Genomic DNA, 14,546 nt, shown 5'->3' with positions numbered 1-14,546 from the left:
CCGTGACGACATCGGAGCCGACAGTGTCGAGCCATGGCCGCTACGCCTATTCCGCCCTGCCGGACCGCCCGGTCTACGATTGGCCGGGGGGGAAGCGCCTCGCGGTCTATATCGCGCTGAACCTCGAAACCTTCGATTTCGGTGATGGCCTCGGCGCCGAACTGGCGCCGGGCGGGCCGCAGCCGGACGTGCTGAATTTTGCTTGGCGCGACTGGGGCAACCGGGTCGGCGCGTGGCGCATCCGCGACATGCTCGATGACCTGCAGATGCCGGCGAGCATTCTCGTCAACAGCCGGATCTACCGGGATTGTCCGGGTCTGATCGAAGCCTTTCGTGTTCGCGGCGACGAGATCGTCGGGCACGGGCGCAGCAATGCCGAGCGGCAGGGCACTCTCTCGGAGGCCGAGGAGCGGGCCCTCATTGCCGAGGCGACCGCGGTACTGAGGCGGGAGGAGGGCAGAGCGCCGGCGGGCTGGCTCGGGCCTTGGATCTCGCAGTCGCGGGTCACGCCGGACCTGCTGGCGGAGGCAGGCTACCGCTACCTGCTCGACTGGTGCCACGACGACCAGCCGACTTGGTTCGCGACGCGCGACGGCGGGCGCATCCTCTCGGTGCCCTATCCGCAGGAACTCAACGACATCCCTGCCATCGTCGCCCGCAAGGACACGGGTCGGGCCTTCGCCGAGGCCATCACCGACGCCTTCGAGGAGATGCTCGACCAGTCGCGCCGCGCGCCGCTCGTCATGGGCATCGCCCTGCACCCCTACATCGTCGGCCAGCCGCATCGACTGCGCCCCCTGCGGCAGGCGCTCGAACGGATCGCCGGGCATCGCGACACGGTCTGGCTCACCACGGCCGGCGCGATCGCGGCGCACGCCGCCGAGTTGGCGGAGTAGCGGCACCGTGGCGCGGCCGGCCTCAGGCATCCCCGGGCGACCGTCTGTCGCTCGGCCCAAATGGAAGCGGCAGGGACGCCGTCATGGATCGTAGCGCAGACCCTCACCATCCCGCGCCAACCGCCACGCGGCGCGCGCTTCTCCTAACCTCTGCGGCTGCCCTGGGGGCGACGACCATGCCGAGCCGTCTCTTCGCCGAAGCGAGCGCGCCCCGCGGGGTCCTCGCCCGATCCAGCCAGGGCATGGTGACGAGCCCGCACGAACTCGCCAGCGAGGCCGGACGGGAGGTGCTGCGGGCGGGCGGCAACGCCATTGAGGCGGCGATCGCGATCAACGCGACCCTCTGCGTGACCTATCCGCATTTCTGCGGCCTGGGCGGCGATGCCTTCATGATCGTCAGCGATCGCAAGGGCGCCACCTTGACCCTCTCCGGCATCGGGCAGGCGGCCGCGAAGCTGCCGGATGACGGTCGGCCGATTCCGCTGCGCGGATCCGGATCGGCGATCACGGCGGCGGCGGCCGTCGATACCTGGGAGCAGGCCTTCGCCTTCAGCCAGCGGGCGTGGGGCGGTCGGCAATCTTGGAAGGGGCTGTTCCAGCGCGCCATCGCCTATGCATCGGACGGCTTTCCCCTGACACCGTCGCAACGCTTCTGGGCGAACTTCCGCGCGAAGGAGATCGGCAACTGGCCCGATGTCGTGCGCGTGTTCACTGCCGAGGGTCGCGTCCCGGACGTCGGGGAGACCTTCCGGCAGCCCGACCTCGCTCGCACGTTCACGACGCTTGCGGAGAATGGCGGCCGTGACTTCTACGAGGGCGAGTTGGCCCACCGGATTGCGCGTGGCTTGCAACAGGCGGGCTCGCCCCTGACGGCGGACGACCTCGCCCGCTGCCGGGCTCGGAACGAGAGCGCGCTGCGCGTGCCCTACCGGGGCGGAGAGCTCATCAGCCTGCGCCCGCCGACACAGGGGCTGACCACCCTCGAGATCATGGGCGTTCTCGATCGCTTCGACGTGGCCTCACTGCGTGAGGGCAGCGCGGATTACTACCACCTCCTCGTCGAGGCGGTGAAGCTGGCGTTCATCGACCGCAACCGCTTTATTGCCGATCCCGATTTCTTTGACGTTCCCGTCGAGACGCTGCTGTCGGCCTCCCACTTCGATGCGCTGGCTCGCAGCATCGATCCGCGCAGGGCAGCGCCCTGGCCGCATGTCTTTAAGACCGGCGATACCGTCTTCATCGGAGCGGCCGACCGAGACGGTAATTGTGTCAGCCTGTTGCAGACGGTCTATTTCGATTGGGGAAGCGGTGTCGTCGCGGGCGATACCGGCATCCTCTGGCACAATCGCGGCGCAGCGTTCAGCGTTGATGCCGGGAGCATCAACGTGCTGCGCCCCGGCAAACGGCCGTTCCACACCCTCAATCCCGGGATGTATCTCAAGAACGGCCGTCCGCATCTGTTGTACGGAACGCAGGGCGCGGATGGTCAGCCGCAGACGCTCTCGGCAGTGCTGACGCGGCTGATCGACTATCGCATGGACCCGCTCACAGCCCTTGCACGGCCCAGGTTCCTTCTCGGAAAGACGTTCTCGGACAGCCGCGACAGTCTCAAGCTCGAACTCGATGCAGGACAGGCCGTGTTCGACGAACTCAGGGCGCGTGGACACGAGATCAGCCCCATCCCCGCGCAGAGTCCACTGGCCGGTCATCCTGGCGCGATCCGTATCGACGATGACGGTGGCTTTGTCGGCGCTCACGACCCGCGCAGCGACGGCTTGGCCCTCGGCCTCTGAGGCCGCTTGGAGTCTGATTGGCTCGAAGGCGGTCTGTCGGCCGGTGCTTGCCCACATCTGCGTCTTTGACTGCAGTTCAGCCGCCATGGCGTGAGCGCGCCGATCATACGCTCGGCGCTACAGTAGGTGCAGCGTTCGGTGCCCGGCCGTCCAGCCGAGGATCACGGCATCGATCGCGTTGCCGAGCGAGATCTTCGAGGCGCGATAGTCGAGCCCTTTCTTGCCGGGTGGCCTATGACCGGCTTGTTGGACACCCCCTAAGCTATTGGAGCTCGGTCGTCGGATCCAAAAGGACTGAGGAGCCCGAGGTCGAGTTCCGCTGTGCCGTAACCACTCGATCCGCATCGACCTAGAACTCACGCCGACACCTGCGACGCTGCAGGGAGCATCTCCGGCTTCATCGTCACACCGAAACCGGGTGTTCGTAGATCCGGCAGCAGGCCAGTCAAAGCGTGCTTCGGGTCAGGTGTTCGCGCGCCTTACGACATGCATAATCGCGGGAGACCGCGAATTCGCGGCGGTAAACCGGGACAAGCGGCTCTGGATCCCGGCAGACCGTGCTTCCCGCTGCCGGTGTGAACCATTCGCACTGTCGGGGAACTTGGGTCCCTCGCCAAGGTTGGCAGAAGCCGAAGCTGGAGATTCCTGGAATGCTGGCGATGAATTACCGCGGCCCATACAGGGTCCGGGTTGACCGTAAGCCTGTGCCGGTATGCGAGCACGTCCAGGATGCCGTCGTGCGGGTCACTCGAACCTGCATCTGCGGCTCCGACCTGCACCTCTACCACGGCCTCGTGCCGGATACCCGAGTTGGGATGACCTTCGGTCACGAGTTTATCGGTGTCGTGGAAGAAGTCGGACCGGCGGTGAAGAACCTGTCAGTCGGTGACCACGTGCTCGTGCCGTTCAACATCGCCTGCGGCCAGTGCCATTTTTGCAAGCAGGGCCTGTTCGGCAACTGCCACGAGTCCAACTCCCAAGCCAGCGCAGTCGGCGCGATCTACGGCTACTCTCATACGGCCGGCGGTTATGACGGCGGCCAAGCCGAGTACGTGCGCGTTCCTTACGCAGACGTCGGTCCGTGCAAGATCCCGTCGAATATGGACCTCGACGATGCGGTACTCCTCACCGATGTCGTGCCAACCGGCTATCAGGCCGCCGAGATGGCAGGCATCCAACCAGGCGACACGGTCGTCGTGTTCGGGGCCGGCCCTGTCGGAATCATGGCGGCGCGATGCGCATGGCTCTTCGGCGCCGGTCGTGTGATCGTCATTGACCACATCGATTACCGCCTCGACTTCGCCCGTACCTACTGCCCGGCCGAGGTGTACAACTTCCGTTCGTTGGAGGATCCTGTGGTCTTCCTGAAGAAGACGACCGACTCGCTCGGAGCGGATGTCTGCATTGACGCTGTTGGCGGGGATGCCGCCGGTAGCGCCCTGCACACGCTGCTTGGCACGAAGTTGAAGCTTGAGGGCGGCTCCGCAACAGCGCTGCACTGGGCCATCAACTCGGTAAAGAAAGGGGGCGTTGTCTCGATCGTCGGCGTGTACGGACCTACCGGCAACCTGATCCCCATCGGCAATGTCGTGAACAAGGGGATCACCATCCGAGCCAACCAAGCCTCAGTCAAACGTCTCCTGCCACGGCTGATCGAGCACATCGAAGCCGGGCGGCTCAACCCGAAGGCGCTCATCACGCACAAGGTGCCGCTCGAGGAGATTGCGGACGCCTACCACATCTTCTCGGCTAAGCTCGACGGCTGCATCAAGCCGGTGCTGGTCCCCCCTTCGGCACACGGTTGAGGATGACAGGCATGAAGAACCTACCCATTGACCCGTCGAAGGTCCCCGGCTGGGGCGTTGATGCGAACCCTGAGAACGACCCGACCTACCCCATGCGCGACCGGTCGCAGGAGGATAAGCGGGGCATGAATTGGAGGCGGCCGCCTCAACAGCGGGAGACGGTCGAGATCCTACAGTCCATCGAGCGGAACAACCTCACCGCCGTTTTTGGGACGTCGACACCACCGAGCGGCGTCAGCGGGATGATACGCCGTCAGGCATTCAGGTACAGCGAGTCGGAATGGGCGCACTGGCTCATGCTAATGGCCGCCGATCGCGTGAACGTCGTCGAGGGCCTTGTTGAGGACGTTGGTCGCGGTCGCATCCCGAATATTCCGGGCGAGATGGGCATCCGTTCCGAGCTGGAGCACAACCAATCCGGGCTGATGAGGAAGGTGGTGATCTCGGGTGCCATCCTGAGCCTCGGCATCCTGGCAGCGCGGATCTTGGCAACCGACGGGTCCAGGCGGCCTCCCGCGACACGACGGGACTAAGGGGTGGGCTGCCGTCGCATGATGGTATTACAGCACCCCGTGCAAGGCGATGACAGCCGTGGACACGGTTACGCAGCCAGCCTGAAACGCCGAGCTCGTTCATGCCCGCAAACTCTAGCTGGACCTATGGACCACAACATTTTGATGTCGTAGCTGTAGGAAGTATGTGCAGCGAAGACGGAGTGGGCATCTCACCGGCAGCGTAGACGGACCGGAAGGGCACAGCAGTTCGCACGCCGCTTGTGTGGCATGAGCCGACCTTATTGCGTGATGGACGGAAGATCTGCTCTTGCGAGGTGAGCAGATGCTCTCGGAACGGGCGGACATCTCTCGTAACGTAAAGCCTCGCAGTTCATGCGAGTCTGCCTAATTCTCCAACTCAACCGCGCTTGAGCGGCGTCGCGTCGTCGCCCGGCCGTCTCCTTCGATGCACGTCGGCGAATCGCAGTAGGGGGTTCGAGATCCGGCATGCATCGTCACTGCCCTCTGGGTCGACGTGTGGAACGTCCAGGCTCCAGCAAGGCCGCCCTGCGACGTTCCTTGCGCAGCATGCGCTAATCCTACCCTGTGAATCCGGTAATCCGTTTTCTCCTTCCCTCAACAGCCGAAGTAGCGCCTACAGCGATCGTTGCCCCGAGCAGGAGGCAATTACTTTCTTCATCCGTCCCCGACTTCGCGGTTTAACCGTGAACGTTGGGCTCGCCTCCCTGGGCCCAGGCAGGGTCCAGGAGGATGAAGATGACGGCGATCCCGCGCGAGATCAGGCTTACGGGCGATCGCCAACGCCTTGACGTGTTGTGGGAGGATGGTACGGCTTCGCGTTTGACGGCTGCCATTCTGCGGGCACACAGCCGCAGTGCTCAAGCCGTGCGGGTCGAGATCGACGAAGGCCCGCCCGCATTGCCGCACGATATCGCGATCGAGGACGTCGTGCCGGTCGGTGCCTACGCGGTGAATCTCGTCTTTTCCGATGGGCATGACCGCGGGATCTTCCCCTGGCCGTACCTTCGCGCGCTCGCTGACGAAGCGGCTGCCTCGGGAGAGTGGCGATGAGCGCGGGTCAGGATGCCATTCAAGAGGCGACCAATGAAGTGGCCTGCGATGTGCTGGTGATCGGCGGCGGCACGGCCGGGCCGATGGCGGCACTGAAGGCCAAGCTGCGCAACCCGGCCGCCCGCGTGATCCTGTTGGAGAAGGCCAACGTCAAACGCTCTGGCGCGATCAGCATGGGTATGGACGGGCTGAACAACGCCGTCATCCCAGGCTACGCGACACCGGAGCAGTACACCAAGGAAATCACGATCGCGAATGACGGCATCTGCGATCAGGCGCCCGTCTACAAATACGCCGAACGCTGCTTCGAGATCATCCAAGAACTCGATCGTTTCGGCATCCGCTTCCAGCGCGACGGGAATGGCGACTACGACGTCAAGAAGGTGCACCATCTCGGCACCTACGTGCTGCCGATGCCGAACGGCGACACCGTCAAGAAGGCGCTCTACCGGCAATTACGCAAGGCGCAGGTGCTGATCTCGAACCGCTTCATGGCAACGAGGCTTCTGAACGCGCCCGACGGCGCGGTGGCAGGCGCGGTGGCGGTCAACACCCGCACCGCCGAGTTCCTGGTGATCCGCGCCAAGGCGGTGATCCTGTGTCTCGGGGCGGCCGGACGGCTTGGCCTGCCGCATTCGGGCTACCTGTGGGGCACGTACGAGAACGCGGCCAATTCCGGCGACGGCTATTCGATGGCCTACCATGCGGGCGCCGGGCTCGCGAACCTCGAATGCTTCCAGATCAACCCGCTGATCAAGGATTACAACGGCCCGGCTTGCGCCTACGTCGCCGGCCCGTTCGGCGCTTACACCGCCAACAGCCAAGGCAACCGCTTCATCGAGTGCGACTACTGGTCGGGCCAGATGATGCAGGAATTCTACAACGAGCTTCAGAGCGGCAACGGTCCGGTCTTTCTCAAACTCGACCATCTTCACGCGGACACCGTGTCGGAGATCGAGTCGATCCTGCACAAGGTCGAGCGGCCCTCGCGGGGACGCTTCCATGAGAACCGTGGCACCGACTATCGCCATCGCATGGTCGAGATGCACATCTCGGAGGTGGGCTTCTGCTCGGGCCACAGCGCGTCAGGCGTGTTCGTCGATGAATTCGCCCGCACCACCGTGTCGGGATTGTATTCGGCCGGCGATATGGCGAATGTCCCCCACAACTACATGCTCGGGGCCTTCACCAACGGGGCGGTGGCAGGCGAGCACGCGATCGACCATGCGGGGGAGATCGACCTTCCGGCAATCGATGTCGAGGCGATCGCTCGCGAGCGGGAGCGGGTGCTGGCACCGACTCGACGGGAGGACGGCATCCCGCCCAACCAGATCGAGTACAAGACGCGCCGCTTCGTGAACGATTACCTGCAGCCGCCGAAGGTCACGGCGAAGATGGAGATCGGGCAGCGGCGCTTTTCCGAGATCCGCGAGGACCTCGAGACGCGGATGGTCGCCCGAGACAGCCACGAATTGCTGCGGGCGCTGGAGGCCGCCTCGATCCTCGACTGCGCCGAGATGGCTGCCCACGCCTCGCTCTACCGCACGGAGAGCCGCTGGGGTCTTTACCACAACCGCACCGACTTCCCCGAAAAGAACGATGCGGATTGGTTCTGCCACGCGATCCTGCGGAAGGCCGACGGCCGAATGGTTAGCGAGAAGCGGCCGGTCACCCCGTACATCGTGCCGATCGAGGCGGAGGAGCGCGGTGCCTACGATCGCCAACGCGTCCGCCGGCAGGCTTGAGCCAAGGAGAACCCGATGCCTCTCGCCCATTCGCCCAGTGCCGTGCCCGTCACCGTCGACGAGGCCAAGTGCATCGCCGACAAGGGCTGCACGGTCTGCGTCGATGTCTGCCCGCTCGACGTGCTGCGGATCAGCGACCTCACCGGCAAGGCCCACATGAAGTACGACGAGTGCTGGTACTGCATGCCCTGCGAGACGGACTGCCCGACCGGCGCCGTCACCGTCCAGATCCCCTACCTGCTGCGGTGAGCCAGATGCCCGTGACCGATCCGTTCGAGAATTTCGGCGACGTCGCCGAGATCGCTTTGGGCCTCGACGATGCTGACCCGGCGGTGCGCCGGGTCGCTGTCCTGGCGCTGGCCGAGACCGCTGACCCGGATGCGGTACCTCATCTCGCCCGCGCCGTTGCCGATCGGAACCTGGACGTGCGGCGACAGGCAGCGCTCTCGCTCGGCGGCTTCGATGGCCCTCAGACGGCCGAGGCGCTTGCAGGTGCGCTCACTGATCCTGACAAAGCAGTCGCCGTCGCTGCCGCCGAGAGCCTGACCGAATTGAAGGATCAGCGCGCCGGTGCGCCGCTGCTGCCGCTGACCGGTCATGCCGACCCCTTCGTGCGCGCCGCGGCGCTGCGCGCCCTGCGCGGTTTGAGGCTCCCGGAAGCGCTCGGTCCCGCGGTCGCGGCGCTCGGCGATCCCGAGCCGGCAGTTCGGGCGCAAGGTGTCGGCGTCATCGCCTACCTGAAGCAGGAGGCGGCTTTACCCTCGCTCATCGCCGCGACCCGCGACGCGGATGCCGAGGTGCGCCGCGCCGCTCTCGGCGGGCTTGCATTCGCCCGCCACGCCAGCGCGGTCGATGCCATCGCGGGCGCGCTGCACGATTCCGAGTGGAGCGTGCGCGAGACCGCTGCCGAGGCGCTCGGCCGTGCCGGAGCGGCGGAGAGCGCCGAGGTGCTGATCGCGGTGCTCGATGATGCCGCTTGGCAGGTCCGCCAGAAGGCGCTGCGCAGCCTCGGCCGCCTGAAGGTCCGCCGCGCGGTAACGTCGGTGGTCCTCGCCCTTTCCGAGGAGATGGCAGGCTTGCGCAAGGAGGCCGCCGCGGCGCTTGGGGAAATTGCCGATCCGACAGCGCGGGCGGGGCTGGAGGGGATCGTGAACGATCCCGACCCGGACGTGCGCAAGACGGCTCGCTGGGCACTGGGACGGCTAGCGGCGTAGCGCTTAGCCGCATACCAAATTCGGGTAGTCCCCTCGGGATGGCGGATTTGGCTTCGGCGGGGTTCCATCGTGCTTGTACGATGGGACCCCTCCTCAAGCGCCGCGCGGGCTCCGCGATACGGTTGCCGCTTATCCCTCCGTCAGAACGATCTCCTGCAACCGGCCGGGCCGCATCAGGCGGATATGCGCCCGGTCGATTGCGACGACGCCGTCGCGCTGGAAGCGCTTGAGCATCATCGTCACCCACTGACGGGTCGATCCGACCAGCGCGGCGAGTTCGTCGTGGGTGATGCGGCGGCGGATGATGATTGTGCCGTTCTCGGGCGTGCCATAGAGGTCGCCGAGGTTGAGAAGCAGTTGCGCCAGCCGCTCGATGACCGAGCGCGTTCCGAGCATCTGCGCCATCGCTGTGTAGCAGCGGCCCTTCGCTTCCAGCGCGGCGATGAGGCAGAGCGCGAAGCCCGGCATCTGGCGGATCAGCCCGCGCAGGGTCGCACTCGACAGAACGGTCACCCGCACAGGCTCGATCGCCTCGCCCGACCACTGGTGGCAGCCGCCGCCATAGATGCTGGGGCCGCCGATGAAGTGGCCCGGCGTCCAGTAAGCCAGCGTCACCTGTCGGCCCGAAGGCCCCGAGTAGTACACGCGCACGCGTCCCTCCTCGATCAGGAAGATGCCCTCGTGCGGCTGGCCCTGGGTGAAGACGCTCTCGCCGGGCGCAAGGCTCAGCGTGCGGCCGGCGGCGCGCACCCGGGCGATCTCGGACGGAGTGAGGCCGTCGAGGAAGCCGGCACCGTCATCGAGCCCCTCGACCGTCTCGCTGAGGAAGAGCGCGCTGGCGATCAGGGGCGCCGGACGACGGGGTTCGGAGAGGGCGAGCGATGCCGACGACATGGGGACCTCGGGAGAACATAAGGGCTCGGGACCCAGGATGCGCGGACACAGCCGCGCCCCGTCTCCCGTTCCGATTATCGGTACGGCCCGCTTGAGAGCAATTCCAAATCAGAATGTGGTTAGAACACATTCTTCTCCCGTCGACGATTTCGCGAGAAGAGATTTCCGAAGTCCCATGAATAGTTGTCAAGCGGTCGAAAACTGAGCTTGCCGATGAAATTAATTGCTCGCGGCCGCGGCTCTCTAGACGGCACATCCATGGAGTCACCGCCCTCTTGAGCGGTCGATTCATTTACCCCACGGAGCCTGACGGTGACACATCGCTTCCCGCTCACCCGCCGCCTCGCCACCCTGCTCCTGACGGCCACGGCGCTCGGCGGGGCGATCCCCGGTGCGGCCCGAGCCGAGACCATCCGGGTCGCCGTCGGCACGCAGGACACGACGATCAACTGCGCCACCGGCGGCCTGCTGATCCGCGAACTGAAGCTCCTCGAAAAGTTCCTGCCGCGGGACGGCAAGTACAAGGACGCGACCTACGACATCCAGTGGCGCAACTTCACGAGCGGGGCGCCGCTCACCAACGAGATGGTGGCGGGCAAACTCGACCTCGGGGCGATGGCCGATTTTCCCGGTTCGCTCAACGGCTACGCCTTCGCCAAGGCTGGGCGCCGCTCCCTGTTCATCTCGGTGCTCTCGGGCAGCGTGCGCGGCAGCGGCAATGGCATCGTCGTGCCCAAGGAGTCGCCGGTGCAGTCGTTCGCCGAACTCAAGGGCAAGACGATCTCGGTGCCCTTTGCCTCGACCTCACACGGATTGCTGCTGCGGGCGGTAAAGGCGCAAGGCTGGGAGCCGGGCCGCGACGTCACCATCATCACCCAGGCGCCTGAGGTGGCAGGGGCGGCGCTTCTCGCTAACAAGATCGAGGCGCACGCCGACTTCGTCCCCTTCGCCGAGCTGTTCCCCTGGCGCGGCTTCGCTCGCAAGATCTACGACGGCGCGCAAGCCAATGCCCCGACCTTCCACGGCGCGCTGGCCGACGGTGACTACGCGGAGAAGTACCCGGAAATCGTCACGGCCTATCTGCGTGCGGCGATCGAGGCGGATCGGCTAATCGCCGCCGAACCGGAAAAGTATTCCGAACTGATCGAACGGGTGACAGGGATCGAGGCGGAGGTCGCCTACCTTTTCCACGGTCCGCTCGGCCTTCAGACCCGCGACGTGACTTGGAAGCCGGAGTACCGGCAGGCGGTGAAGACCTCGTTCGAGACGCTCAAGTTCCTGAAGAAGGCTGATTCCGACATCGACCTCGATCGATTCGTCGAGGACCGTTTCATCCGTGCGGCTTCGGCTCAAGCCGGTCTCGACTATGAGGTGCGGCTCAAGGACTATGCTCCATTGCCGCTCGCGGCCAACGACGCCGCCACCGGCCAGCCGATCACCGATCCATCCCGCGTTGCGCAGCTCTGGATCCGCGGGGAAGGGAAGGTTCGCCATTACGCCTCACCCGAGGGGGCTCTCGCGGCGCTTGCCAAGCTCGAAAGTCAGGGAAGTGAAGCCCGTGCGTTCTACGCGCAGGATCGCGGAACCGGGATCAAGCTGTTCGCCAACCAAGCCTGGTTCGTGCGCGATGCGAAGGGCGGCCTGAGCGCCTTCCTGCTCAAGGGCGACGCTCAGGCCTACGCCGCGGCGCAGGGCGGCGACGTGATTGACTTCGCCGCCGCACGGGCCGGTCAGGCCCGGCTCTCCGCGCGATGAGCGTGCCGATGGTCCCGACGCTGAGCGCTTCGACGATCGAGGCGCCTCGCTCACTCCGCGCGCCGCACCGGCGGGCGCGCCGGGTGAAGATCCTGGGAGCCCTCCCGCGCAGGATCTCGCTCGGGCACTCGGCGCGGCGCGGGCTCGCCCTGGCTCTCAGCCTGCTTGCGTGGCACCTCGCGGCGAGCAGCCGGCTCGATCTCGGCCTCGTCACCTTCCGCAACGTGCCGACTCCGGCAGCGGCAGCGCAGGCGGCCTGGGCGCTGCTCCACGCGCCTGCGCTGCCGCTTCATCTGGGATCCAGCCTCGTCCGGGTGCTGTCCGGCTTCCTCGCCGCGCTGGGCGTGGGCGTCGCCCTCGGCCTCGCCATCGGCCGATCGCAACTGGCGCGCGACCTGTTGCTGCCGCCGCTCGAAGTGCTGCGCCCGATCCCGGCGGTCGCCTGGATTCCACTCGCGATCCTGATGTTCCCGTCCTCCGAGATGTCGATGGCCTTCATCACCTTCACCGGTGCGCTGTTCCCGATCCTTCTCAACACCGTGCACGGGGTGGAATCGGTGCATTCGCGACTGGTGGCCGCCGGCCGCAGCCTGGGGGCAGGCGATGCCGCGATCCTACGGGAGGTGATCCTGCCCGGCGCCGCGCCCAGCATCGTCACCGGCGCAGCGATCGGCATGGGCACCGCGTGGTTCTGCCTCGTGACTGCCGAAATGATCTCTGGCCAGTACGGGATCGGCTACTTTACCTGGGAATCCTACACATTGCAGAACTACGACGACATCGTCGTCGGCATGCTGCTGATCGGCCTGCTCGGGATGGGATCGAGCCTTATCGTGCGCTGGCTCGGCGCCCTGGCGACGCCGTGGATCGGTGCGGGAGTCCAGCGATGAGCGCGGGGACGGCACCGGCCGGCCCCCACGCCGGCAACGAGGGTCGGGCCGCCGGTCACGTCTCCGTTCGCGACGGCGCGATCCGGCTCGGACGGGGCGAGGCGGCCTTCGATGTCGTGGAGGACATCGATCTCGACATCTCAGGCCGTCAGTTCGTCTGCATCCTCGGACCTTCGGGTTGCGGGAAGTCGACCCTGCTCGGGGCGGTGGCCGGTCACCTCGCCCTGTCGCGCGGCAGCGTCAGCCTCGACGGGTCGGCGGTCGCGGGACCGCATCCCGACCGCGGCATCGTCTTCCAGCAGCACACGCTGTTTCCTTGGCTCAGCGTGATCGACAACGTCGCCTTCGGCCTGAAGATGAAGGGCATCGGCCGTCGCGAGCGCCTGGAGCGTGCCCGAGTGCTCCTCGCACAGGTCGGCCTGTCCGACTTCGGCGAGCGCTATCCCGCCGAACTGTCGGGGGGCATGCAGCAGCGGGTGGAGATCGCCCGCGCGCTCATCAATCAGCCCCGCGTCCTGCTGATGGACGAGCCTTTCGGGGCGCTGGACGCGCAGACGCGGCTGACGATGCAGGAGCTGCTCCTCGACATCTGGACCCAGCACCAGACCACGATCCTGTTCGTCACGCACGACATCGACGAGGCCCTGTTCCTCGCCGACCGGCTCATCGTCATGACGCCGCGGCCTGGGCGCATCCTCGATGATATCCCCCTTGCGTTCGGTCGCCCTCGGGAGCGCGGCCTGATCACCCACCCACACTTCACAGCGGTTAAACAGCGCTGCCTGACCCTCCTCCAGAGTGCGCCCGGCGGGGTGCCGCTCGCGCGGCTGAGCCCGATTGGGGTGTGAACCGAACCACTCCGGGTGGAACCGCACCGGCCCCATCGCGCGGCGGGGCCGATGGCATCAGATCGGCCGGTCTCACACCCGCACGCGCGGAAACACCTGCTCGGCGAAGCGGCGCATCTCCGCCTCGAACGGCTGGAACTGCAGCATGAACAGTTCGATCCCAGCGGCGTGGAAGGCGCGAATGCGCTCCGCCACGGCGTCGTAGCTGCCCACGAGCCCGGCAGCCGTGCCGCCGTTGGTGCCGACATGGTGCGAGGCGGCTGCGTCGGTCTTGGCGAACATCACACTCGCGGCGTCCGTGCGTGCCCGAGTGTCGGCGCGGAGGGCCTCGTCGCGGCGGCTCAAGTCGAGCAGCCGGGCGAATTCTTCCTTTGCTTCCGCGTCCGTCTCTCGGGCGATCACGAAGGCTGAGAGGCCGTAGCGCAAGCGGCCCGCAGCGGCCGGGCGACGGGCGACGTCAGCGATGAGATCGGCGACCGCTTCCAAGGGCTGACCGTTGATGAACCAGACGTCGCCGTGGTCGGCGACCAGCGCGCGGGCCGGCTCGGATTCGCCGCCGACGTAGAGTGTCGGCCGCGGCCGATACGTACCAGCCGGCTTGAGTTGATAGTCTTCGACGCGGAAATGCCGGCCTTCGAAGCCGACCCGCTCGCCCCGCAGCAACCGATCGACGAGGGCGATCCACTCGCGACCGTAGGCGTAGCGCTCGTCATGGGCCGGAAACGGAAGGCCGGCCTGTTCGAATTCGGCGCGGTTCCAGGCATTGACGAGGTTGAGGGCGAAGCGCCCCTGGCTGACGTGCTCGATTTGAAGCGCCATCTTGGCGAGCACGACGGGGTGATAGAGCCCCGGCTTGATCGCCGCGATGATCTCGATCCGATCCGTCAGCGCCGCCAGGGCGGCGGAGGCAGTCCAGGCCTCCAACTGGTCCCTGGTCTCGTCGTAGGGGTTCACCGTGTGCTGGGCGACGAGGACGGAATCGTAGCCGAGGTGTTCGGCCTCAAGCACGACGGCGCGGTTGCGTGCCCACGAGGCGTCGTGTGGCTCGTCCGGATCGTGGCGAGCGGCGCGGGAGCCGTGGACCGGGGCCCAGACGCCGAAGCGGAGCGGGTGCGTCATG

The 14,546-nt window shown here is 66.4% G+C and carries 13 protein-coding genes; 11 read left to right on the top strand and 2 right to left on the bottom strand.

Annotated elements, in window-relative coordinates:
* Positions 1-2 precede the first annotated feature (2 nt).
* The 8 genes from FHU13_RS08595 (at position 3) to FHU13_RS08560 (ending at position 9,039) form a co-directional block, all read left to right on the top strand.
* On the top strand, positions 3-896 hold the full coding sequence (locus FHU13_RS08595; RefSeq protein WP_183435461.1) for a polysaccharide deacetylase family protein: 894 nt from the start codon (positions 3-5) through the stop codon (positions 894-896).
* A gap of 83 nt (positions 897-979) precedes the next feature.
* Positions 980-2,689 (top strand): gamma-glutamyltransferase, encoded by a 1,710-nt coding sequence (gene ggt, locus FHU13_RS08590; RefSeq protein ID WP_183435460.1) that lies wholly within the window; start codon positions 980-982, stop codon positions 2,687-2,689.
* 650 nt (positions 2,690-3,339) lie between these two features.
* Complete coding sequence (locus FHU13_RS08585) at positions 3,340-4,494, top strand: zinc-dependent alcohol dehydrogenase (RefSeq protein WP_183435459.1); 1,155 nt, start codon at positions 3,340-3,342, stop codon at positions 4,492-4,494.
* Positions 4,495-4,505: 11 nt separating this feature from the next.
* Complete coding sequence (locus FHU13_RS08580) at positions 4,506-5,027, top strand: hypothetical protein (protein ID WP_183435458.1); 522 nt, start codon at positions 4,506-4,508, stop codon at positions 5,025-5,027.
* Between the two features lie 738 nt (positions 5,028-5,765).
* Positions 5,766-6,080, top strand: coding sequence for a gamma-butyrobetaine hydroxylase-like domain-containing protein (locus tag FHU13_RS08575; protein WP_183435457.1), 315 nt, complete (start codon positions 5,766-5,768; stop codon positions 6,078-6,080).
* Positions 6,077-7,825 carry a fumarate reductase/succinate dehydrogenase flavoprotein subunit gene (locus FHU13_RS08570; protein WP_183435456.1) on the top strand — a complete coding sequence of 583 codons (1,749 nt, stop codon included), beginning with the start codon at positions 6,077-6,079 and terminating at the stop codon, positions 7,823-7,825. Before FHU13_RS08575 ends, FHU13_RS08570 begins: the two co-directional genes overlap by 4 nt.
* Positions 7,826-7,840: 15 nt before the next feature.
* Entirely contained in the window at positions 7,841-8,074 is a 234-nt protein-coding gene (locus FHU13_RS08565; protein WP_183435455.1) for a ferredoxin family protein, read from the top strand.
* 5 nt (positions 8,075-8,079) lie between these two features.
* Positions 8,080-9,039: a HEAT repeat domain-containing protein gene (locus FHU13_RS08560; protein WP_183435454.1), complete on the top strand. Its 960-nt coding sequence runs from the start codon at positions 8,080-8,082 to the stop codon at positions 9,037-9,039.
* A 129-nt stretch (positions 9,040-9,168) separates the two neighbouring features.
* On the opposite strand, the gene FHU13_RS08555 is transcribed toward FHU13_RS08560, so the two are convergent.
* A complete protein-coding gene (locus FHU13_RS08555; protein WP_183435453.1) occupies positions 9,169-9,933 on the bottom strand; it encodes a Crp/Fnr family transcriptional regulator in 765 nt (254 codons plus the stop codon).
* Between the two features lie 312 nt (positions 9,934-10,245).
* Here FHU13_RS08555 and FHU13_RS08550 point away from each other — a divergent pair, with 312 nt between their 5' ends.
* From FHU13_RS08550 to FHU13_RS08540, 3 genes are read left to right on the top strand one after another with little or no spacing between them, the layout of a single operon-like run.
* Positions 10,246-11,688: an ABC transporter substrate-binding protein gene (locus tag FHU13_RS08550; protein ID WP_183435452.1), complete on the top strand. Its 1,443-nt coding sequence runs from the start codon at positions 10,246-10,248 to the stop codon at positions 11,686-11,688.
* Positions 11,689-11,696: 8 nt separating this feature from the next.
* On the top strand, positions 11,697-12,578 hold the full coding sequence (locus FHU13_RS08545; protein ID WP_183435451.1) for an ABC transporter permease: 882 nt from the start codon (positions 11,697-11,699) through the stop codon (positions 12,576-12,578).
* On the top strand, positions 12,575-13,426 hold the full coding sequence (locus FHU13_RS08540; RefSeq protein ID WP_183435450.1) for an ABC transporter ATP-binding protein: 852 nt from the start codon (positions 12,575-12,577) through the stop codon (positions 13,424-13,426). The genes FHU13_RS08545 and FHU13_RS08540 overlap by 4 nt, the downstream gene beginning before the upstream one ends.
* Positions 13,427-13,498: 72 nt before the next feature.
* Here the strand turns inward: FHU13_RS08540 and FHU13_RS08535 are convergent, their stop codons facing one another.
* Positions 13,499-14,545: an LLM class flavin-dependent oxidoreductase gene (locus tag FHU13_RS08535; protein ID WP_183435449.1), complete on the bottom strand. Its 1,047-nt coding sequence runs from the start codon at positions 14,543-14,545 to the stop codon at positions 13,499-13,501.
* Between the last annotated feature and the right edge of the window lies 1 nt (position 14,546).

Origin of the sequence: Methylobacterium sp. R2-1 (genome assembly GCF_014191355.1) — a bacterium.
Classification (GTDB): Bacteria; Pseudomonadota; Alphaproteobacteria; order Rhizobiales; family Beijerinckiaceae; genus Methylobacterium.
Note: the sequence above shows the minus strand (reverse complement) of the source record. Positions and strands in the feature narration are given on the sequence as shown.

Coding starts and splice junctions, on each gene's coding strand:
- ggt (WP_183435460.1), top strand. CDS start 980: ATGGATCGTAGCGCAGACCCTCACCATCCCGCGCCAACCGCCACGCGG.
- FHU13_RS08585 (WP_183435459.1), top strand. CDS start 3,340: ATGCTGGCGATGAATTACCGCGGCCCATACAGGGTCCGGGTTGACCGT.
- FHU13_RS08580 (WP_183435458.1), top strand. CDS start 4,506: ATGAAGAACCTACCCATTGACCCGTCGAAGGTCCCCGGCTGGGGCGTT.
- FHU13_RS08575 (WP_183435457.1), top strand. CDS start 5,766: ATGACGGCGATCCCGCGCGAGATCAGGCTTACGGGCGATCGCCAACGC.
- FHU13_RS08570 (WP_183435456.1), top strand. CDS start 6,077: ATGAGCGCGGGTCAGGATGCCATTCAAGAGGCGACCAATGAAGTGGCC.
- FHU13_RS08565 (WP_183435455.1), top strand. CDS start 7,841: ATGCCTCTCGCCCATTCGCCCAGTGCCGTGCCCGTCACCGTCGACGAG.
- FHU13_RS08560 (WP_183435454.1), top strand. CDS start 8,080: ATGCCCGTGACCGATCCGTTCGAGAATTTCGGCGACGTCGCCGAGATC.
- FHU13_RS08555 (WP_183435453.1), bottom strand. CDS start 9,933: ATGTCGTCGGCATCGCTCGCCCTCTCCGAACCCCGTCGTCCGGCGCCC.
- FHU13_RS08545 (WP_183435451.1), top strand. CDS start 11,697: ATGGTCCCGACGCTGAGCGCTTCGACGATCGAGGCGCCTCGCTCACTC.
- FHU13_RS08540 (WP_183435450.1), top strand. CDS start 12,575: ATGAGCGCGGGGACGGCACCGGCCGGCCCCCACGCCGGCAACGAGGGT.
- FHU13_RS08535 (WP_183435449.1), bottom strand. CDS start 14,545: ATGACGCACCCGCTCCGCTTCGGCGTCTGGGCCCCGGTCCACGGCTCC.